13 protein-coding genes, 2 tRNA genes and 1 pseudogene are annotated in these 19,356 nt (G+C 71.6%); 7 read left to right on the top strand and 9 right to left on the bottom strand.

The genetic code is table 11. From position 1 onward, the window contains the following. Positions 1-9: 9 nt before the first annotated feature. A pseudogene (locus IEY93_RS37860) lies at positions 10-1,182 on the top strand (cation:proton antiporter domain-containing protein); the annotation flags it as partial. Here IEY93_RS37860 and IEY93_RS05645 read toward each other — a convergent pair. The 5 genes from IEY93_RS05645 to IEY93_RS05625 form a co-directional block, all read right to left on the bottom strand. Then, the gene (locus tag IEY93_RS05645; protein ID WP_189161885.1) at positions 1,162-2,154 is read right to left on the bottom strand and encodes a DMT family transporter; all 993 of its coding nucleotides are present in this window, start codon (positions 2,152-2,154) and stop codon (positions 1,162-1,164) included. The pseudogene IEY93_RS37860 and the gene IEY93_RS05645 sit on opposite strands and share 21 nt — an antisense overlap. 208 nt (positions 2,155-2,362) lie before the next feature. Further along, on the bottom strand, positions 2,363-3,055 hold the full coding sequence (locus tag IEY93_RS05640) for a response regulator transcription factor (protein WP_189161884.1): 693 nt from the start codon (positions 3,053-3,055) through the stop codon (positions 2,363-2,365). 417 nt (positions 3,056-3,472) lie between these two features. Next, entirely contained in the window at positions 3,473-5,182 is a 1,710-nt protein-coding gene (locus IEY93_RS05635) for a heparinase II/III domain-containing protein (RefSeq protein ID WP_189161883.1), read from the bottom strand. Positions 5,183-5,317: 135 nt separating this feature from the next. Beyond that, on the bottom strand, positions 5,318-5,602 hold the full coding sequence (locus tag IEY93_RS05630) for a hypothetical protein (RefSeq protein WP_189161882.1): 285 nt from the start codon (positions 5,600-5,602) through the stop codon (positions 5,318-5,320). A gap of 359 nt (positions 5,603-5,961) precedes the next feature. After that, positions 5,962-6,351 (bottom strand): antibiotic biosynthesis monooxygenase family protein, encoded by a 390-nt coding sequence (locus tag IEY93_RS05625; RefSeq protein WP_189161881.1) that lies wholly within the window; start codon positions 6,349-6,351, stop codon positions 5,962-5,964. A gap of 444 nt (positions 6,352-6,795) precedes the next feature. Between IEY93_RS05625 and IEY93_RS05620 the strand changes: the two genes are divergently transcribed. The 3 genes from IEY93_RS05620 (at position 6,796) to gltX (ending at position 12,881) form a co-directional block, all read left to right on the top strand. After that, positions 6,796-10,632 (top strand): DUF4062 domain-containing protein, encoded by a 3,837-nt coding sequence (locus IEY93_RS05620; RefSeq protein ID WP_189161880.1) that lies wholly within the window; start codon positions 6,796-6,798, stop codon positions 10,630-10,632. A gap of 82 nt (positions 10,633-10,714) precedes the next feature. Continuing rightward, a complete protein-coding gene (locus IEY93_RS05615) occupies positions 10,715-11,491 on the top strand; it encodes a fumarylacetoacetate hydrolase family protein (RefSeq protein ID WP_189161879.1) in 777 nt (258 codons plus the stop codon). Further along, positions 11,484-12,881, top strand: coding sequence for a glutamate--tRNA ligase (gene gltX, locus IEY93_RS05610; RefSeq protein ID WP_189161878.1), 1,398 nt, complete (start codon positions 11,484-11,486; stop codon positions 12,879-12,881). The genes IEY93_RS05615 and gltX overlap by 8 nt, the downstream gene beginning before the upstream one ends. 198 nt (positions 12,882-13,079) lie before the next feature. On the opposite strand, the gene IEY93_RS05605 is transcribed toward gltX, so the two are convergent. The 4 genes from IEY93_RS05605 to IEY93_RS05590 all read right to left on the bottom strand — a co-directional run bounded on the left by IEY93_RS05605 (position 13,080) and on the right by IEY93_RS05590 (position 18,270). Then, on the bottom strand, positions 13,080-13,733 hold the full coding sequence (locus IEY93_RS05605; protein WP_189161877.1) for a response regulator transcription factor: 654 nt from the start codon (positions 13,731-13,733) through the stop codon (positions 13,080-13,082). Further along, positions 13,724-15,646 (bottom strand): sensor histidine kinase, encoded by a 1,923-nt coding sequence (locus IEY93_RS05600; RefSeq protein ID WP_189161876.1) that lies wholly within the window; start codon positions 15,644-15,646, stop codon positions 13,724-13,726. The genes IEY93_RS05605 and IEY93_RS05600 overlap by 10 nt, the downstream gene beginning before the upstream one ends. Then, positions 15,643-16,005 (bottom strand): response regulator transcription factor, encoded by a 363-nt coding sequence (locus IEY93_RS05595; protein WP_189161875.1) that lies wholly within the window; start codon positions 16,003-16,005, stop codon positions 15,643-15,645. The genes IEY93_RS05600 and IEY93_RS05595 overlap by 4 nt, the downstream gene beginning before the upstream one ends. A gap of 270 nt (positions 16,006-16,275) precedes the next feature. After that, positions 16,276-18,270 carry a M3 family metallopeptidase gene (locus IEY93_RS05590; RefSeq protein ID WP_189161874.1) on the bottom strand — a complete coding sequence of 665 codons (1,995 nt, stop codon included), beginning with the start codon at positions 18,268-18,270 and terminating at the stop codon, positions 16,276-16,278. 220 nt (positions 18,271-18,490) lie between these two features. On the opposite strand from IEY93_RS05590, the gene IEY93_RS05585 reads away from it, so the two are divergent. The 3 genes from IEY93_RS05585 (at position 18,491) to IEY93_RS05575 (ending at position 19,353) form a co-directional block, all read left to right on the top strand. After that, positions 18,491-18,562, top strand: a tRNA-Gln gene (locus IEY93_RS05585). A 435-nt stretch (positions 18,563-18,997) separates the two neighbouring features. Continuing rightward, positions 18,998-19,165, top strand: a complete 168-nt coding sequence (locus IEY93_RS39675; RefSeq protein WP_372444474.1) for a helix-turn-helix domain-containing protein — start codon at positions 18,998-19,000, stop codon at positions 19,163-19,165. A gap of 115 nt (positions 19,166-19,280) precedes the next feature. After that, positions 19,281-19,353 (top strand) — tRNA-Glu (locus IEY93_RS05575). Positions 19,354-19,356: the final 3 nt, after the last annotated feature.

Raw genomic sequence — 19,356 nt, 5'->3', positions numbered from 1 at the left:
GCGCTCGCCATGTCCTCCGCGCGTGCGCCCGCGGCCGGTCCGGCGGCCGGGGGGCCGGCCGACCACACCGTCCGGCTCTTCGTGGCGATCGCCGTCGTCATCCTGGCCGCCCGGCTGTTCGGCGGTCTGGCCAGGAGAGTGGGACAGCCGCCGGTCGTCGGCGAGATCTTCGCCGGTCTCTGCCTGGGCCCCTCGGTGCTGGGCGCCGTCTTCCCCGCCGCCGGCGACTGGCTGTTCCCGATCGAGATCCGCCCCGTTCTGCAAGGGCTCGCGGACATCGGGTTGATCGCCCTGATGTTCGTGGTGGGCCAGGAGAGCCGCCGGACCCCGCTCAAGGGCCACGGCGGGACCGCGATGTCGATCGCCCAGGCGGGGATCGCGGGCCCGTTCCTGGGCGGCGCGCTGCTGGCGGTGCTGCTCTATCCCGCCTGGGCCGGGCCGAGGGCGGACCCGGTCGTCTTCGCGATGTTCCTCGGCTCCGCTCTTTCCATCACCGCCTTCCCCGTCCTCGCCCGGATCCTGGACGAGAAGGGCATGACCCGGACCCGGGTCGGACGGCTCAGCATGCTGTGCGCGGCGATCGCGGACGTGGTCGCCTGGTGCATGATCGCCGCGATGGCGGCCGTCGCGGGCCAGGACAGCCCGGCCCGCGCCGCCCTGACCGTCGTTCTCGTCGTCGCGTACGGCGCGTTCATGGCCGGGCCGGGTCGCCGCCTGCTGGCACGCCTGTTCGCCGCCATCGAGGGGTACGGCGAGGGGGCGCGCCTGCTCGCGCTGATCGTGGGTCTGCTGCTGTCGTCGGCCGTGACCTCGGCGATCGGCATTCACGCGATCTTCGGCGCGTTCATCTTCGGTTTCTGCTGCCCGCCCGCGGTCATCGCCCGCCAGGCCGAGCGGATCAACGCGCTCTCCGGCGCCCTGTTACTGCCGTTCTTCTTCGTCGGTACCGGACTGCGCACCGACGTCTGGCGCGACGGTCTCAGCGCCGCGCTGATCGGCGTGACCCTGCTCGTCACCGCCGTGGCGCTGGCCGGCAAGCTGGCAGGGCCGATGCTGATGGCCCGCTCTTCCGGGCTGAGCTGGGCGGACTCGGGGACGCTGGGGGTACTGCTCAACGCCCGCGGACTGACCGAACTCGTGCTGCTGAACCTCGGGCTCTCGTTAGGGCTGCTGAGCGACCGGCTTTTCGTCGCTCTGGTCCTCATGGCGCTGGCCACCACCGCCATGACGGCGCCCCTGCTCCGCTTGGCCGGTGTGATCGCCGCGCGCGCCGACCGGCGTGGGACGTAGCCCGAGCAGCAGGCCCGCGATGACCAGCCCCGCGCCGAAGAACTCCGGCCAGCCCGGCCGGCCGGTGCCCAGCAGCAGCGTGGCCACGATGGTGCCGAGCGGCAGGAACCCGGAGAACAGGCCGGCCCGCTCGGCGCCGAGCCGGGGCAGCGCGTCGTACCAGCAGAAGAAGGCGAACGCCGTCACCACCACGGCGAGGTAGGCCAAGGCGGCGGCCTCCGAGGGCGTGGGGACCCGGAGCATGGCGGGACCGTCGACGACGAACCCGGTCACCAGCAGCAGCGGCACGGCCATGGCCGCGGAGTACGCGGCGACCCGTATCGCGCCGAGTTTCGGCAGCAGCGGGATCGCCAGCAGGGAGAAGCCGACCTCGCCGCCGAGCGCCCCGAGCGCCAGCAGCACCCCGATGAAGGTCGCGCCGCCCAGGCCGATCGTCACCGCGGCTCCCACCGCCACCACGACGGCCGCCGCCACGACGTGCGGGGTCGGCCTGCGCCGGTCCATGAGCGGCGTGGCCACCGCCAGGATGATCGGCACGGTCGCCACGATCGTGCCCACCGTCGCCGGATCGGCGTACCGGGTCGACTCGACGATGAACACGTTGAACGCCGCCAGCCCGACCAGGGCGAGGAGCGTGACCAGCAGCAGCTCGCGTCCGTTCGGCCGCACCGGCGGCAGCCGCCTGGCCCGGGCGACGGCGAACAGCAGGACCGCGCCGGCCGCGTAGCGCACCGCCTGCCCGCCGTACACCGGGTACTCGTGCAGGGCGGGGGAGACACCGGTCAACGTGCCGACGCAGAACATCGCGGTCGCCGCGCCGATCATGCCGCGCCGGCGTCCCGGCCCGCCGCCAGAGGTAGTCATGGATCGCCATCGTGGCAACCGCCCGGATCTTGCGAAAGTGCCAATGAGCGTGTGAATGGACTGCCCGGCGGAGGCACGGCGCCCGGCGCGCGGTCGTGGGCGGCCGGTGCGTGCCCGCCTCCACCCCGGAACGGGCGCGTGCCGCCGCTCCTTCGCGGTGGCACGTCGCCGGCGTCCCGTGCACGGGCCGGGGAAGGCGGGCCACACCTCACGGGAACAATGTGGTGAGGTTCTCGCCGACCTTCGTCAGCCCTGTCTCGTACGCGTAGACCACGGCACGTGCGCGGTTACGCAGATGCTTCTTGTGCAGCACATTCTGTACATGGGACTTGACGGTGCTCTCGCTCAGCGACAACTCCCTGGATATCTCGGCATTGGTGTAGCCCCGGGCGAGCAGGCGCAGCACGTCGATCTCCCGGCTGGTCATTTCGCCGGCCGGTGGGGTCCGGGACTGCTCGGGCTGGTCGGCGCGCGGCTCGCTGTGCTGTGCCGCCGACGCCGTGAAGGAGTACCCGGCGCACAGCATGCGGATCGCGGCCAGCAACTCCTCGGCGGAGGCGCTGGTGAACATCAGACCGCCGACGTTGGGTTCGGACATCTCCAGTGATTCCAGGTCCCAGGTGTCGACCAGGGCCAGGAACCGGGGCGGCGACGCCGGCGGCTTCGCGGCGAGCTTGCCCACGGCGCCGACCGAGGTGACGCAGTCGGTGAGTGAGCCGATCACCACGACGTCGGGAGAGAGATCCCGGATGCCGCGAGCCGTGCCGCCGAAGTCCACCGTCTCGCCGGCCACCACCATGTCGCCGGCGGTCTGGACGACCTGCCGCAGGCCGACCCGGAGAAGTGTGCGGCTCTCGGCCAGCAGGATCGTTCTGTTTCGCGGAGCGGACTCGGCCGTCACCGCGCCGGACGGGCGAGCGAGGTCGGGGGCACGAAGCCGATCGGCGTAGTCTCAGGTGAGGGGAGTAAGAGACGCAACAGAGGGACCTCCGGAATCCGAAGTCTCATATCTCCTATTTATAACAAATTAGGCCGTGTTATTGCCAGCGGATAAAAGGTGTCCAGGTCATGACCTGGAGTGCCCGGTGCCGGAGTTCTTGCGGCGGCACAAAAATGCCATTATCGCCTGGTCCGCATGGTGTGCACCTCGTCAGGGAATTCCGGATTCTGTGGCACCGAATCGAATACGGCGGTGTACGCAGCGTGGTGGCCCTGGAGGAGACCTGCTTTTCGTATTTCCGGTGCGGCCTATCCCGGGCTTTCGGTCCATCGGCCCGCGTGACGCCGGCCACCGTGCGCCGCGCCCGGCGTCACGCGGTCAGGACAGGTTGCCCGCCGTCGCGCGGAAGGACGTCGCGCCGTCGGAGGTCGTGACCGTCACCCGCCCGCCCGAGCAGGTGACGTCCGGGTCGCCGGTGCCGGGGACCACCACGGTGAGCAGCGACCCGGCCGGCGGCGAGACCACCACCGAGGCGGGCACCTTGCCCATGTACGAAGGCGACACCCAGCCCTGGTACGGGCCGGTCTGGCCGCGCACCACCGACTGGCCGCCGACCGGCGTGCAGGACGGCATCGCGAGCTGCACCAGCGTCGCCTTCCAGCCCGCCTTGTCCTTCACCACGACCCGGCCGCCGCTGGTGGACACCGGGGTCAGCGCCGGGTCCAGATGCCAGTAGCCGCGGATCCGCTCACCGGCCGGCACCGTGTCGAGCACGGCCATCAGGTCGTCCCCATGGTTGACCAGCACCGTGCGGTCACGGCGCACGCCGTACGCCTTGTCGGCGAAGCGGTACACCTGCCGCCCGTCCTTGACCGACGAGCCCACCAGGGAGGTGGCCGTGCGGCCCCGGAAGGGCCTGCCGACGACCACCGGCACGTTGTGCGCCTCCGGGGACATCGTCCAGTAGCGGTAGGCGCTGCGCTCGTAGGAGTGGAACCCGGCCTCCACCAGTACGTCGTGGCCCTGCGCGTAGTAGGTCACGCCCATGTGGTCCTCATGCCCGTGGAACTTCAGCCCGGGGCCGAACCTGATCGAGTAGTACGCCGACCCCGGCTCGTCCCACTTGGTCCGCCCGAAGACGTAACCGGCCCGGAACACCTGCACGGTCTTCTTCGGGTGCTCGTACCCGGCCGGCTTGACGTCGGCGCCGCCGTCCCCGATCGGCACCATGAACCCGCTCGGCTCGGTGGCGTGCGTGATGTACCCCTCCAGCGTCGCCCAGCGCTTCTTGATCTCGGCGGGCACCTTCCGGCCGCAGTCCTCGATGGCCTCCATGCCGACCTTGAGTCGTTCGTGCACATAGATGCCGTACCGCGGCGCCTGTTCCTGCAGCGCGCCCTGGGAATCGATGTCGAGCTTCACCGACCCGGTCATCCGCCGGATCGCCAGCTCGCTCCACTCCTTGTGACCTGTGCGGCAGCCGATGCGCAGCAGGGCGATGTCCTGGTCCAGGCCGTGGTTGTGGCCCTTCTCGTACAGCGCCGGATCGGCCAGCATCCTGGCGTGGTCCACCAGGCTGCCGGTCAGCCAGGACGCCTTCACGTGCCGGCTCAGGCAGACCAGCACGGGCGCGCGCAGCGCGATCGGGTGCTCCTGCCAGGCGTACTGGCTGGCCCCGGAGCCGCCCCGCGGGTTGCTCTCCACCCAGCTCTTGATCAGCTCGGTGGCGCGGGCGAGCAGCTTGTCGTCCCCGGAGGTCTCGTAGTCGGCCACCAGGCGGCCCACCCAGCGCAGGGAGGAGAACACCATGTCCCACGAGCGGTTCTTGTACGGGCTCCACCGCCAGTTGATCGCCTGGCCGATCTTGACGGGCGGCAGGTCGAGGAACTGCACCTCGCCGGACATCACCTGCGCCGAGGTCGGCGTCGCGGGCAGCCAGTCGCCCTGACACTCGGCGGTGCGCTTCACGGCCGACGTCCCGGCGGAGGCCTGCGCGGGGGTGGCGGACGCGGGGGCCGCGTGCAGAATGCCGCCCCCGGTCAGGAGGAGGGTGGTGAGAAGACCGAGGGCTCGTGTCCGGCGGCGCACGCCAGTTCCTTCCGTGACCGATGATGGGGGGCGGATCATGCTGTCCGATTCCTGACGAACAGGTCAAGCCGCAGCAGTCCCCTCAGCCACATCGTTACAACCAGATGCCCACCCCCCTCGCAGCTTCGCGAGGCGTCACGGGCAGGTGGAGGTCGTCATGGCGAGGTCGGCGGGTACGCGCCAGACGGCCCCTCGGCGGTCCACGACGACCGTCACCCCTTCGGCGGAGCCGAGGAGCAGTACACACCCGGCCGTGCCCACCGGACGGTCGCCGACCCCCTCCAGCCGGACGGCCGTCGCCCTTATCGCGTTGAGCAGGACGCCACAGCCGAAGCTCGGAATCAGCAGATCCACGGAGAGCGGCACGCCCACCCGGAGGGCGAGCAGGAGCACGCCGAGCGCCGTCGCCGCCCCGGTCACCGCCGCCACCTGCCGGCGGCCGGCGCGACGCGCGATGGTCCGTCCCAGACCGGTCGCCGCGCGCCACACCCTACGCGGGCCGGTCGTCCATCCACCGGGCCGCATCCGGAGACTCACCGTCTCCCACAGAAATACACCGACACGTAAGGATGACGCTCGATCACGCCCCGTGGACGGCTTCAGACACCCACGGGGTGGTCCAAGGCGCTCAACACGTTCTCCGGCCCGAGGCGGCCACGGTCGCCTCCGTGCCCGATGGCCGGCAGGTCGGACGCGGGGGGCGCGGACCGGAGGAGTGCCCGCCGTGGCAGGAGCGGTCAGGGCGATGCCGCTGCCGCCCCGTGATGGGGGATGGCCGGTCAGGGTTGCTTGTGGCCGGTGCTCTGGATGACCTCGAAGGTCCACAGGTCGGAGTCGGTCGCGGCCGGGCCCTGGCCGTGCCCATGGCCCGCGGCCTGCCCGTGACCGTGCCCCTGGCCGTGACCGTGGCCCTGGGCGGCGGCGTCGCCGGCGGCCTGGGCGTGGCCGCGCTGGAACGCCGCGCTCTGCTGCCAGCGCTGGAAGTCCTCCTCGCTGCGCCACCGCGTGTACACCAGGTACCGGTCGGTGCCGTCCAGGGGGCGCAGCAGCTCGAACCACTCGAAACCGTCCGAGGACTCCACCATCCCCGCCCGCCCCGCGAACCGGCGTTCGAGCTCCTCGCGCATCTCGTCAGGCACGGTCAGCACATTGATCTTCACAACCGACATGTCCAACTCCCTCGCCACGTGACGTTGTAGCCAGGCCCACGGCCGCACGCGCGCGGAACGCGGTGGGGCCTTGACCCGGCACAGCCACCCTACGATCCGCCCCCGTCGCCCTCGCGGAAGCCACCCGCCCCGGCCCCATCTGGCTTGGAGGCCCCCCTCCTGCTCGCTTCTCGTGGTCCCGGTGGGTGCGGGTGGCCGGCTTTCTCGAAGTGCCGGCTCCGGCACCGGCTGATGTTCGGTTTCTGCGATATGGGTGGGCGTTCTCCGGGATACTCGTGCTGCGCCGGAGATCGGGGGAATTCCGGCCTTTGAGCAGGGCGGCGGGCGGCGGTGCCGACGTGGGAGGGGCTGTACGGGGTCGGCCGGGGGCGAGACCTCCGAGAGGTTGATTTCGGGCGTGCGGTTTTTCGGGAACTCGGGGGAATCGGGTTAGGGCGATCGGTGATGAAGAAGTCATATGTCTCCTCGACCTACCGAGATCTGCGGGACGAACGCGCGGCCGTACGGCAGGCGCTGCACGAGATGCGCGTCGCGGACCTCGCCATGGAGGCGTACGTCGCCGGCACCCGTCCCGCCGCGGAGAAATGCCTGGCGGACGTGCGTGACTGCGACATCTACATCGGCATCTTCGCCTGGCGGTACGGCCACGTCCCGCCCGGCCACAAGCGGGCGATCACCGAAATGGAGTACCGGGCGGCGGTCGAGGCCGGCAAACCCGTGCTGATCTTCCTGCTGCACGAGGACGCCCCCTGGCCGCGATCGAAGATGGACGACGACCTCACCCGCATCGAGACCCTGCGTGCCGAACTCGCCGGGAAGCACATCATCAGCTTCTTCACCTCTCCGGAGGAGCTGGGTCGCAAGGTCGCGGCGGCCGTCCACCTCACGCTCGGCGATCAACGACCCGCTCTGCCGTCCGGCACGCACCTCGACTCCGAGGCCGTGCGGGCCTACTACCAGCGGCTCATCCGGCAGTACAGCAGGCTGGACCTGGAGACGCTGACCCCGCCGCGGTACGCCGACGAGATGCGCTTCGCGCTCGGCTCGGTGTTCGTGGAGCAGGACGTCCGGGAGGACGTGCCGCCGCTGGACCTGCCCAAGGAGCTGTGGCAGTGGATCCGCGCCGAAGGGAACCTCGATGCGCGTGATCTTCCCGACCATGTCGACCGCGAGGAGGTCCGCCGCCTCGCCACCGCCTACCGGGAGCGCCCCCGGCGCAAGGTGCTGGAGTTCCTCACCGGCGGTGAGGCCCGTAACACCGTGCTGCTCGGCGACCCGGGTGCCGGCAAGTCGACCCTGGCCCGTTACCTGATGCTCGCGCTCGCCGGGGCCGGCGCCGAACTGCCGGCCTTCAAGGGGCACCTGCCGCTGCTCGTCGAGCTGAAGTCCTACGCGGGGTCGGGCCGCGCGACGTTCCTCGACTACCTGGACCACCTATGCCGCACCGAGTCGCTGGGCCTGACCTGCGACGACCTGCACGCCTACCTCGGTGCCGGTGGGCCCGCGCTGGTCGTCTTCGACGGCCTGGACGAGATCTTCGACCCCGGGGAGCGGGCGACCGTGACCCGGCGCATCGCCGGATTCGCCGAGCGGTACCCCTCGGCCCGCGTCCTGGTCACCTCGCGGATCATCGGCTACGCCAAGGCCACCCTGGCGGACGCCGGGTTCGCCCACGCCACCCTGCAGGACCTCGACCCCGACCAGGTCAGGTCCTTCCTCGCCTCCTGGTACCACCTCGCGCTGCACGACCGCCCCGCCGACGCGGTCAGCCGTACCGAGCGGATCGCGGACGCGGTGCAGAACATCCGGTCGGTGCGCGAGATGGCGGGCAACCCGCTGCTGCTGACCATCCTGGCGATCATCGGACGGCACCAGGAGCTGCCGCGCGAACGCTGGAAGGTCTACGAATACGCGGCCACGGTGCTCGTGCAGCGCTGGGACGTCGAGCGCTACCTGCGCGACGAGAGCATGCACGTCGACCACATCGGCGAGGAGGAGAAGGGCGAGCTGCTGCGCCGGGTCGCCCTGCGCATGCAGCTCGGCGGCCGGGGCGGGACCGGGGGCAACCACCTGACCGCCGAGGAACTGCGGCAGGAGTTCGAGGACTACCTGACGACCCGGTTCCGCCACCCGCCGGCCGAGGCCACGCGCATCGCCCGGGTGATGATCCGCCAGTTCCGCGAGCGCAACTTCATCCTCAGCCGGTACGGCACCGAGGTGTACGGGTTCGTGCACCGGGCCCTGCTGGAGTACTTCTGCGCCGAGGCGTACCGCTGGCAGCTCGAACGCGACGGCACACTGAGCCTCGACGAACTCAAGACCGAGGTGTTCGGCGCGCATTGGGACGACCCGGCCTGGCGCGAGGTGCTGCGCCTGATCGCCGGCATGGTCACCGACGCCCGCACCGCCGAGATCGTCACCTACCTGGCCGACCAGGTCAACTGGCCCTGGCCCTGGACCATCTCCGGCGACGGTCTGCCGTGGAACGTCATCCTCGCCGCCCAGTGCCTGGAGGAGAAACGCCCCTCGGCCGAACTGGAGGAGGCGGGCGGCCGGGCGATCGTACGTATCGTGCAGGTACTGGAGCACGGCGGCAATGCGCGGAACCTGTTCACCGTGGTGCTCGGCATGCAGATCCTGACCACCGTCCAGACTCTGGGCCCGGCGTGGCCGGGACGCGAGGGCTACCTGGCATGGTTCCTCCGGCGTGGGGCGCACCAGCCCTGGAGACCGGCCGCGGAGTTGGCGGCGGGGATCGCCGTCGCGCTGTTCCCGGGTGACCGCCGGCTGCTGAATGCCTTGCTGAGGATGGTGCAGGCGGACTACTCCCGTCGACGGCCCTCTTCAGACGGAGACGATGGGCCTTTTGGCGCGTTGCCGCTGGTGCTGCGCTTCACGCGGGAAGCCCTCCAGCGGTTCTTCGGCCACCCGGACCACCGTGCCACGCTGCTGCGCCATGCCATGGAACCGGGAGGTGAGGTGCGCGCCGCGGCGGTGGCGGGTCTGGCGGGGGCCCTGGACGACCCCGCTGTGCCGCCCCTGCTGCTGGAATCGACGGCCGATGAGGATTGGCGAGCCCGTGCCGCCGCGGTGACGGCGCTGTCGGGCATGCTGGACGACCCGGCGGTCCGCCGGGCGGTGCTGGACCGGGTCGCCGATGCGGCCACCGAGGTCCAGACCGCCGTGGCGCGGGCACTCGGCGGCATCGCGCACGAGCCCGACGTGCTCCCGTCGATCCTGCGCTGGACCAGGAGCGAGTACAGCGTGATCTGGGACACGGATCATGACCAGCCGGCCATCGTCGCCCGGGGCCATCTTCCCGGCGTGGCCGGTGACCCCGGCGGACTGGCCCTCCTTTTGCGGTACGCGACCGGTGCCGATCATGCGCTTCGTGCGGCCGCGGTGGCCGCACTCGGTCACGCGCCACCGGACGACCCCGCTGTGCGGGACGTGCTGACGCGAGCGGTGGCCGACGCGGACTCGGAGATCCGCGCCATCGCCCTGCGCGCGGCCGTCGGCGCCGTCGCCGATCCCGGCGTGCGCGCGGCCGTGCTGCGGTGCGTTGCCGACGAGGACGGCGAGATACGCGCCGCGGCGGCGCAGGCCCTGGCCGGGGCCGTCCATGACCCCGACGTCCGGACGGCACTCATCGGACTCTGCGCCGACTCCGAAGACAAGGTTCTGCGGGCCGCCGTGACCGCTCTGAGCAAAGCGGCCGGCGACCCCCTGGTGCGAGACATGATCCTGGCGATGGCCGTCGACGAACGACGCGAGAGCAGGGCCGCGGCGATCACGGTCCTGGCGGAGCTGGCCGACGAGCCCGAGGCGCGGCGGCTACTGATCGCCGCCGCCACCCACGGGTCCATCGACATGCAGATCAGCGCCCTTCTGGTGTTGAAGGAGCTGAACGAGGACGCCGCGGTACGTGCTGCGCTGATCGAGTGCGCTCGGACCGAAAGCGCTCAGACCAAGAGAGACATGTTGATCCGGCTGCTGGCCGTGCAGGCGCTGGGCCACCGGCCGGACGCCTCCGCGTCGCGTACGGCACTGATGGAGTCGATGCTCAGTGATCATGGCGAACCGGTCCCGGCGACGATGAGGACCCTCGTCTCGCTCAGTCCGACCCATGAGGAGCTGGCGGAGGCGCTGACGCGTGCCACCCAGTCCGCCGAGCTGAACGAGGTCATCACCAGACACCTGGCCTGCTGCGCGGCGGACTTCTCGATCGCGGACCTGCCCGATCTGCCCGATCCGCTCGCGGAAACGGGGGCCGAGGAATGACCGGGCCACTCGCCGGTGCCCTGTAGGTGGGGCGCTGGTGGCGGTGTCAGCGAGGGGCGGCGGGCGGCACTAGCCTTGTGGGGTGCGTATCGCAAGGTTCTCCACAGGTGAGGGTGTCGCGTTCGGCGTGGTCGAAGGCGCTCAGGGTGAGGAGTTCGTCTCCCGGATCGACGGGCACCCGTTCGGGTCGATCCAGTTCACCGGCGAGCGCTACCCGCTGCAGGAAGTCCGTCTCGTGACGCCGATGCTGCCCAGCAAGGTCATCGCGATCGGGAAGAACTACGCCGAGCACGCCCGCGAGATGGGCGGCGAGCCCCCGGCCGAGCCGCTGATCTTCAGCAAGCCGTCCACCTCGGTGATCGGCCCCGGTGAGGCGATCGCCTACCCGCACAAGCTCTCCGAGCGGGTCGACTACGAGGGCGAGCTGGCCGTGGTGATCGGCCGCCTGTGCCGCGAGGTGCCGGCCGAGCGCGCCCACGAGGTCATCTTCGGCTACACCTGCGCCAACGACGTCACCGCCCGTGACCTGCAGCGCAAGGACGGGCAGTACACCCGCGCCAAGGGCTTCGACACCTTCTGCCCGCTCGGCCCGTGGATCCAGACCGAGCTCGACCCCGCCGACCTCGCCCTCACCACCACCGTGAACGGCGAGCTCAAGCAGAGCGCGCGCACCTCCCAGCTCCTCCACGACATCCCCAAGCTGATCGCCTACATCACCGACGTCATGACGCTCATCCCGGGCGACGTGATCCTCACCGGCACGCCGGAGGGGGTCGGCCCGCTGCAGGACGGCGACGAGGTCAGCGTCGGCATCGAAGGCATCGGCACTCTCACCAACCGGGTGGTTCCCCGTGACTGAAACGCACGAGCCCGCGCTCCGCGTCCGCTTCGCCCCCTCGCCGACCGGCATGTTCCATGTCGGTGGCGCCCGTTCCGCGCTGTTCAACTGGGCGCTGGCCGAGCAGTCGGGCGGCCGTTTCGTGCTGCGCATCGAGGACACCGACGCCGCCCGCAACCGGCCCGAGTGGACCGAGGGCATCATCTCGGCCCTCGCCTGGATCGGCATCCACGGCGACTCCCCGTACTTCGAGGGCCCCTACTTCCAGTCGGCCTACGAGGAGCAGCACCGCGCCGCCGTCGCCAAGTTGATCGCCGACGGCCGGGCGTACCACTGCACCTGCACCCGGGACGACGTCAAGGCGCGCACCGGCTCCGAGCACCAGGGGTACGACGGGTTCTGCCGTGACCGCGGTCTCAGCGAGGGCGCGGTCCGCTTCCGTACTCCGGACGAGGGCGTCACCGTGGTGGACGACCTGGTCCGCGGCCGGGTGGAGTTCCCGAACCAGGCCATGGAGGACTTCGTCATCGCCCGCAGCGACGGCTCGCCGCTGTTCGTGCTGGCCAACGTGGTCGACGACATGGAGATGCGCATCACGCAGGTGGTCCGGGCCGAGGAGCACCTGTCGAACACGCCCAAGCAGCAGTTGCTGTGGGAGGCGCTCGGCGCCACGCCGCCGGTGTGGGCGCACATCCCGGTGATCGTGAACGAGAAGCGGCAGAAGCTCTCCAAGCGCCGCGACAAGGTGGCGCTGGAGTCCTACCGCGACGAGGGCTACCTGCCCGAGGCCATGGTCAACTACCTCATGCTGCTGGGCTGGGGGCCGGGCGGCGACCGCGAGATCATGCCGTGGTCGGAGATGGTGCCGCTGTTCAAGCTCTCCGACGTGAACCCCTCTCCGGCGTTCTTCGACGTGAAGAAGTTGCGGGCGTTCAACGGCGAGTACATCCGGGCGCTGTCGCCGGAGCTGTTCATCGCCCGCTGCGAGCCCTACCTCGACCCCTCGTGGGGGCGTGAGACGTTCGCCAAGGTCGCGCCGCTGGCGCAGACCCGCATCTCGCTGCTGTCGGAGATCCGGGACAACGTCGACTTCCTGTTCCTGGAGGAGCCGGTCTTCGACCAGGCGAGCTGGGACAAGGCGATGAAGCCGGGCGCCGAGGAGATCCTGGCCGGTTATCTCGACAGGCTGGAGACGGTGTCGTTCGACCCCGAGTCGCTGAAGACCGCCCTGGAGGAGGTCGGCGCGGCGCACGGCCTCAAGCTGGGCAAGGCGCAGGCGCCGGTCCGGGTCGCGATCACCGGGCGGACGGTCGGGCTGCCGCTGTTCGAGTCCATCGAGGTGCTCGGCCGCGAACGCGCCATCGACCGCCTGCGCACCGCCCTGACCAAGCTCACCGCCACCGCCTCCTGACCCGGCCACGGCCGCGACGCCCGCGGCCGGGCTCGTGCCCGGCCGCCGTCGCCTCGCGTTCTCCGGGTTTCCCGGAGGCGGAGGCGGCATCGTACGGATGTCGGAACGGGCGTCCCCGAGGAGCACCGGCAGGCGTTCGCGCAGGCAGGCCGGACGCCAGGGGAGGGCACGCGGAGTCCGCGGCAGGCGCCTTGGCGGTCACCCGTCGCGGCCGGTCAGGTAGGTGAGGACGGCGGTGACCCGCCGGTTGCTGGACGGCTCCTCCACCAGGCCGAGCTTGTGGAAGATGCTGCGGATGTGCGTACCGACCGTGGTGACCGCCACGGTGAGCCGTTCGGCGATGCCCCGGTCGGAGAGCCCCTGGGCCATCAGCGCGAGCACCTCCCGCTCCCGTTCGCTCAGCAGCAGCAGCGGATCGGCCGGACGTGGCGCGGCCAGCAGGTGGGCCACCACCTCCGGGTCCACGGCATTGCCGCCGCGCCGCAGGTGGGCGAGGACCTCGTCCAGCATGTCCGGGTCGGTGACCCGGTCCTTGAGCAGATATCCGACCCCGGCCCGCGCCGAGTCGAGCAGCGCGGTGACGTAGGAGCTCTCGACGTAGTGGGACAGGATGAGCACGGGGACGCCGGCGTGGCGGCGCTGGATCGCCGCCGCGAGCCGCAGCCCCTCGTCGGTGAGCGTCGGCGGCAGCCGGACGTCCAGGATGACCAGGTCGGGACGGTGCCGGGCCACCAGGCCGAGCACCTGCTCGGCCCGGCACGCCGCGGCGACCACCTCGTGGCCCAGCGCGGTCAGCACCCGGGCCAGCCCTTCCCGTACCAGCAGCGAGTCGTCGGCGATGATCAGGCGCATGGCAGGTCCACGGTGAGTTCGGTGCCCTGGCCGGGCGGACTGTGCAGGGTGAGCGTCCCGTCGACGGCCGCCACCCGGTCGGCCAGACCGGCGAGGCCCGAGCCCGGCAACGCGGACGCCCCGCCGGCTCCGTCGTCGGCGACGGTGACGATCAGGCGGCCGTCCCGGACGCGGGCGCGGACGTCGATGCGCGAGGCCGCCGCGTGGCGCACGGCGTTGGTGAGCGCCTCGCCGACCACGAAGTAGGCCGTCGCCTCGATCTCCGGCCGCAACCGCGGCAGGTCGTCGAGGTCCAGGTGGACGGGGGCCTTGCCGCGCAGGACGAGCTGCCGCAGAGCTGCGCCCAGTCCCTGGACGGTGAGGATGGCCGGGTGGATGCCACGGGCCAGTTCGCGCAGCTCGGCTCCGGCGGTCCGCAGCTCCTCCTCCGCCTCGTCCAGCAGCTTCATGGTCTCCGCGGCGGGTGCGCGTGCGGCGAGGTCGAGGCGGAGCAGGCGGAGCGCGAGGCCCGCGGAGAGCATCCGCTGCTGGGCGCCGTCGTGCAGGTCCCGTTCCAGCCGCCGCCGCGCCTGGTCCCCGGCCGACACCAGACGGGCACGGGAGGCGCGTACCTGGGCGAGCTGGGCCCGGACGGCGGCCTGCAGCCGGGCGTTCTCCAGGGCCAGATGGGCGACGGCGCTGACGGCCTCCACCAGCGCCGGCTGCCGGGACAGGCTCGGGTCGTGCACCAGCAGGGCGATGGGCGCCCGCGTATCGCCCACGGCGGTCACCGCACGCCCCCGGCGCGCCCGCGCGAGGTCCAGCGGACGGCCCTCGGCGTCGCTGTGGCCGTCCGCCAGCGGGAAGGCCAGGGTGAGATGCGGATCGCCCAGGGCGGTCGCCAGCGCGGCGCACAGCCGTTCGGCCGGCAGCTCGGCGATGTGACGGGCCAGGTCGGACACCCGCGCCTCGTCCAGGCGTTCGCGCAGCAGGCCCATGAAGAACGACGCGGGCACGGCGACCAGGGCGGCGAACTGCGCCAGGGCGAGCGTCGGGCCGAGGATGTCCTGCCCGACCAGCGGCGACATCGCGGCCTGGGTGTTGACGGCCGCCCAGAGCAGGGCGGTGGCCACCATGGCGACGGCGGGGAAGGCGAGGGTACGGCGTTCGCGGCGCCCCGCCAGCGCGTACCGGCGGACGATGACGGCCCCGCCGACGGTGACCAGCAGGGCGGTGCCGATCGCGAGCCCCTTGGCGCCCGCCATCTGCAGGGTGGGGTTGTCGATCAGGGCGAGCGGGTCGCAGACGTCGACGCATCGCCCCCGGGCGGGCGGCGGCCCGACGACCAGGAGGATGAACGCCCAGACGGCGCCGAACGCGTAGCCGGCGCGCATGACGGCCCGGCCCGCGCGGTCCCGGACGACGCCGGACGGGTAGGCCAGGAAGACGTGCGCGCCGAGGGGGAGCTGCAGCGCGGTGAGCAGCAGCCCCGCGGTGACCAGCACCCGCAGGGGTGGCGGGGTGTCCTCCAGGGCGAAGGCGGCGGGAGCGTCGGCGGCCAGGAGCAGGCCGAGCAGCATCATCAGCATGCCCATCGCCGTCGCCGGCCGCAGCCGCGCGACCAGGGCCCCGGCGAGCAGCCAGACGACGACCTGGACGAGCTCCTTCACGTAGAACAGGGAGCCGTAGGCGCCCCACCGGGAGGCCAGCCAGGCGTCGAACCCGGTCAGGGCCAGGCCGGTGACGAGGATCACCGCGCCGCGCGTCGTCGCGGGTGGCGCGGGCCCGGACAACGCGCGCAGCCCGTCCCCCCGCCGGGATGTGTCGCGGGATTCGCCCGGCCGGTGCCGTGCGGTGGTGGGGGTCGTGGGGCCGGGTAACGCGGCCGGGGCGTCCTGCGGCCCCTGCCCGGTCGCGCCTGCGCCCCGGTTCATGGCGTCCCTCCGGTGAGGGCGGCCAGGCACTCGGCGGAGAAGTCCTCCTTGGTGAGGAACCCCCGGACCGGAGCCGCGGCCAGCCGGTCGCCGAGGTCGGCTCGGGACCGGCTGGAGATGAGCACCACGACGGGTGCGTGCGTGAGCCGGGCCAGCCGGTCGGCCACCTCGATGCCGTCGATGTCCGGCAGCAGCACGTCCAGCACCACGATCTCGGGACTCAGCTCGTCCACGTACCGCAGCGCCTGCGCGCCGTCGGCGGCCTCCCCGACCACGTCGAACCCACCGGCCTCCAAGATGCGGCGGGCCATGCGCCGGAATCCGGGGTGATCGTCGACGAGCAGGATGCGTGGGCCCACGATCCGATGGTGACAGCCCCGGGGCCCGGTCGGCAGATCTCCGCACGGCCCGGTGCCCGGATCTCATGGTTTCTCAGGAGCGCCGACGCTCACCGCTCCCGAATCCGGGCGCGCCGGTGCCGGGTCTCCGTACTCCGGCGTCCGCTCGCCGGCCCCGGATGGCGTCCCCCGCCGGCTCCGGGTCCACGGCGTGCCGATGTCGCGGCTCGGGAGCAGGACGTTCCGCCGGCCGCTCCGGGGCCGGGACATCGGACCCGGAGCGGCTCGGGGTCAGAGCAGGCCGCGGCGCTCCAGCAGCGGCTCGATGCGCGGGTCGCGGCCGCGGAAGGCGCGGAAGGCCGTCATCGCGTCCACGCTGCCGCCCTTGGACAGCAGCTCGCGCCGGAAGGTGTCGCCGTTCTCCCGGGTGAGCCCGCCGCTCTCCTTGAACCACTCGACCGTGTCGGCGTCGAGCACCTCGCTCCAGATGTAGGAGTAGTAGCCCGCGCTGTAGCCGCCGGCCCAGATGTGCGCGAAGTACGTGCTGCGGTAGCGCGGCGGCACCAGCGGCAGGTCGACTCCGGCCTCGCGCAGCGCCCGCCGCTCGAACTCCTGCGCGTCGACCGGCTCCTCGGTCAGGGTGTGCCAGGCCCAGTCGAGCAGTGTGGCCGCGAGGTACTCGACGGTGGCGTAGCCCTGGTTGAACTTGCCGGACTCCAGCATGCGGTCGACGAGGTCCTGCGGCATGGGCTCGCCGGTCTCGAAGTGGCGCGCGTAGTTGGCCAGGATCTCCGGCCAGGTGGCCCACATCTCGTTGACCTGGGAGGGGTACTCGACGAAGTCGCGCGGCACCGAGGTGCCGGAGAACCGGGGGAAGCGCACGTCGGAGAACAGGCCGTGCAGGGCGTGCCCGAACTCGTGGAACATCGTGTTGACCTGCTCCCAGGTCATCAGGGTCGGCTCGCCGGCCGGCGGCTTGACGATGTTGAGGTTGTTGACCACGACCGGCTTGACGCCCTCGAGCGCCGACTGCTTGACCAGGCTGTTCATCCACGCGCCGCCCCGCTTGGACGGGCGGGCGTAGAAGTCGCCGAGGAACAGCCCGAGCGGCGAGCCGTCCTCCTCGGCCACCTCGAAGACCCGTACGTCCGGGTGGTAGCCAGAAAGGTCGGGGCGCTCAGTGAATTGCAGGCCGTACAGCTTGCCCGCCGCGTGGAAGACGCCGTCGCGCAGCACCCGGTCGAGCTCGAAGTACGGGCGCATCTGGCGGCTGTCGATCGCGTAGCGGGTGGCGCGCACCTTCTCGGCGTAGAAGGACCAGTCCCACGCCTCGATGGCGAACCCGGCCTCCTCGCGCAGGTCTTCGGCCTCGCGGTGGGCGTTGGCCACCGCCGCCGGGGTGAGCTTGGCGAGCATCTCGGTGACGGCGCGGGTGCCCGGGGCGGTCTGGTCGGCGACGACGTACTCGGCGTGGTTGGCGTAGCCGAGCAGCGCCGCGCGCTCGGCCCGGAGCTTCGCGATGCGGAGCACGAGCTCGGAGTTCTCGGCCAGGCCCCGCTCGGTGGAGGCACGGTGGATGCGCTCGCGCAGCGCTCGGTCGGCGAGCTCCTCCATCGCCGGCTGGCCGGTCGGCAGCACGAGCGTGAGGACGTACTTGCCGTCCAGCCCGCGCGACCGCGCGCTCTCGGCCGCCGCCTTCACGGCGTCCTCGGACAGGCCGTCCAGCTCGGCCACGTCGTCGACGACGATCGCCGCGGCGTTCATCGCGGCCAGGAGGTTCTGCTCGAACCGGGTGGACAGGGTGGACAGCTCCTCGTTGAGGACCTTCAGCCGCTCCTGGTCCGCAGGCTCCAGCTCGGCCCCCGCCCGGACGAAGTCGGTGACGTACCGGTCGAGCAGCCGGCGCTCCTCGGCGTCCAGCCCGTCGGCCGGGATGGCCCTGATGCGGGCGAACAGCCGCCGGTCGAGGTGGATGGCATCGCTGTGCTTGGTCAGCTTGGGGGTGACGTCCTTCTGGATCTCCTGCACCGTGGGATTGGTGTCGGAGGAGGCCTGGTTGAAGAAGACCGCCGAGACACGGTCGAGCAGCCTCCCGGACCGCTCCAGCGCGGCGACGGTGTTGTCGAACGTCGGTGGCTGGTCGCTGCCCGCGATGGCCTCGACCTCGGCGAGCTGCTCGGCCATGCCCCGCTCGAAGGCGGGGGCGTAGTGCTCCTCGCGGATCTCGGCGAACGGCGGCAGGTGATACGGCAGGGCACTGGGGGCGAAGAACGGGTTCTCGGTCAACGCGCGGGCTCCTCACTCGGCATCGGGGTCTTCCTTGCAGAGTTGCACAGCGGGACCGCCGTCGGCACATCGAGGAGTGCCTCTGTGGACGACCGGGCGGATGTGGGGGAGACCAGGGGGAACTCAGCGGTTCGGCGTTCGTTTTGGTCTTGGCCGCCAAGCTGGGCTATTCTTTCGGAGTCGCAAGCGAGCCCGGCGGCAAGCCAGGGCCCGCGAGCAATGGGGTATGGGGTAATTGGCAGCCCGACTGATTCTGGTTCAGTTAGTCTAGGTTCGAGTCCTGGTACCCCAGCAGGGTTTCCTGCTGAGAGCGCCTATGTCCTCCACGAGGACATAGGCGCTTCGCTTTTCCGTCCGCGCCCGCCCAGGCGCACCTCCCTGCCCGGCGGTTTCCGACGTCGGTCGGCCGCCGTGCCCGGGGGCGGGACCACCGCCGTCAGGGCGCCAGGCCGTGCAGGATTTGCACGATCTTCCGCCAGGCTCGGCGTGGCCGCTCCGGCGGTGCGGGTGCTGGTGCTGACCACCTTCGACGGCGACGGTGACGTCTTCCCCGCGCTCGAGGCCGGTGCGGTGGGCTACCTGCTGAAGGACGCGATGCCCGGGGAACTGTCGCACGCCGTCCGCGCCGCCCAGTGGGGCGAGACGGCGCTGTCGCCGTCCGTGGCGGGGCTGCTGGTCGACCGGTTGCGGTGGCCTGTGGGCGGGGCGCTCAGCGCGAGAGCTCCAGGTGCTCGGAGCGGTCGCCGAGGGGGCAACGAACAGGGAGGTGGCCGCCCGCCTGCACATCAGCGAGGCGAGCGTCAAGACGCACCTGGTTCACATCTGCGCCGAGCCGGACGCCCGCGACCGCGCCTCCGCCGTCGCCGAGGCCTACCGCCGCGGACTCCTCGGCTAGCCGTGCGGGCCGCCCGGCGGGTGAACGGTTTGGTCGTGCTCTGCGGGGTGCGGTAGAGTTACGGCCGTTGCCGGGGCGTCCGAGAGGGCGCCTCCGTCGATTGAGATCACTGCAGGGTCCCGTCGTCTAGTGGCCTAGGACGCCGCCCTCTCAAGGCGGTAACGCCGGTTCGAATCCGGTCGGGACTACTC

This window comes from Sphaerisporangium melleum, assembly GCF_014646695.1.
GTDB lineage: Bacteria > Actinomycetota > Actinomycetes > Streptosporangiales > Streptosporangiaceae > Sphaerisporangium > Sphaerisporangium melleum.
This window is presented reverse-complemented; position numbering and strand designations above follow the sequence as displayed.

What these genes read in the sequence shown, in the direction of transcription:
- IEY93_RS05600 (WP_189161876.1), bottom strand. Translation starts at nt 15,646, where the DNA reads ATGAACCGGGGCGCAGGCGCGACCGGGCAGGGGCCGCAGGACGCCCCG.
- IEY93_RS05645 (WP_189161885.1), bottom strand. Translation starts at nt 2,154, where the DNA reads ATGACTACCTCTGGCGGCGGGCCGGGACGCCGGCGCGGCATGATCGGC.
- IEY93_RS05620 (WP_189161880.1), top strand. Translation starts at nt 6,796, where the DNA reads ATGAAGAAGTCATATGTCTCCTCGACCTACCGAGATCTGCGGGACGAA.
- IEY93_RS05605 (WP_189161877.1), bottom strand. Translation starts at nt 13,733, where the DNA reads ATGCGCCTGATCATCGCCGACGACTCGCTGCTGGTACGGGAAGGGCTG.
- IEY93_RS05625 (WP_189161881.1), bottom strand. Translation starts at nt 6,351, where the DNA reads ATGTCGGTTGTGAAGATCAATGTGCTGACCGTGCCTGACGAGATGCGC.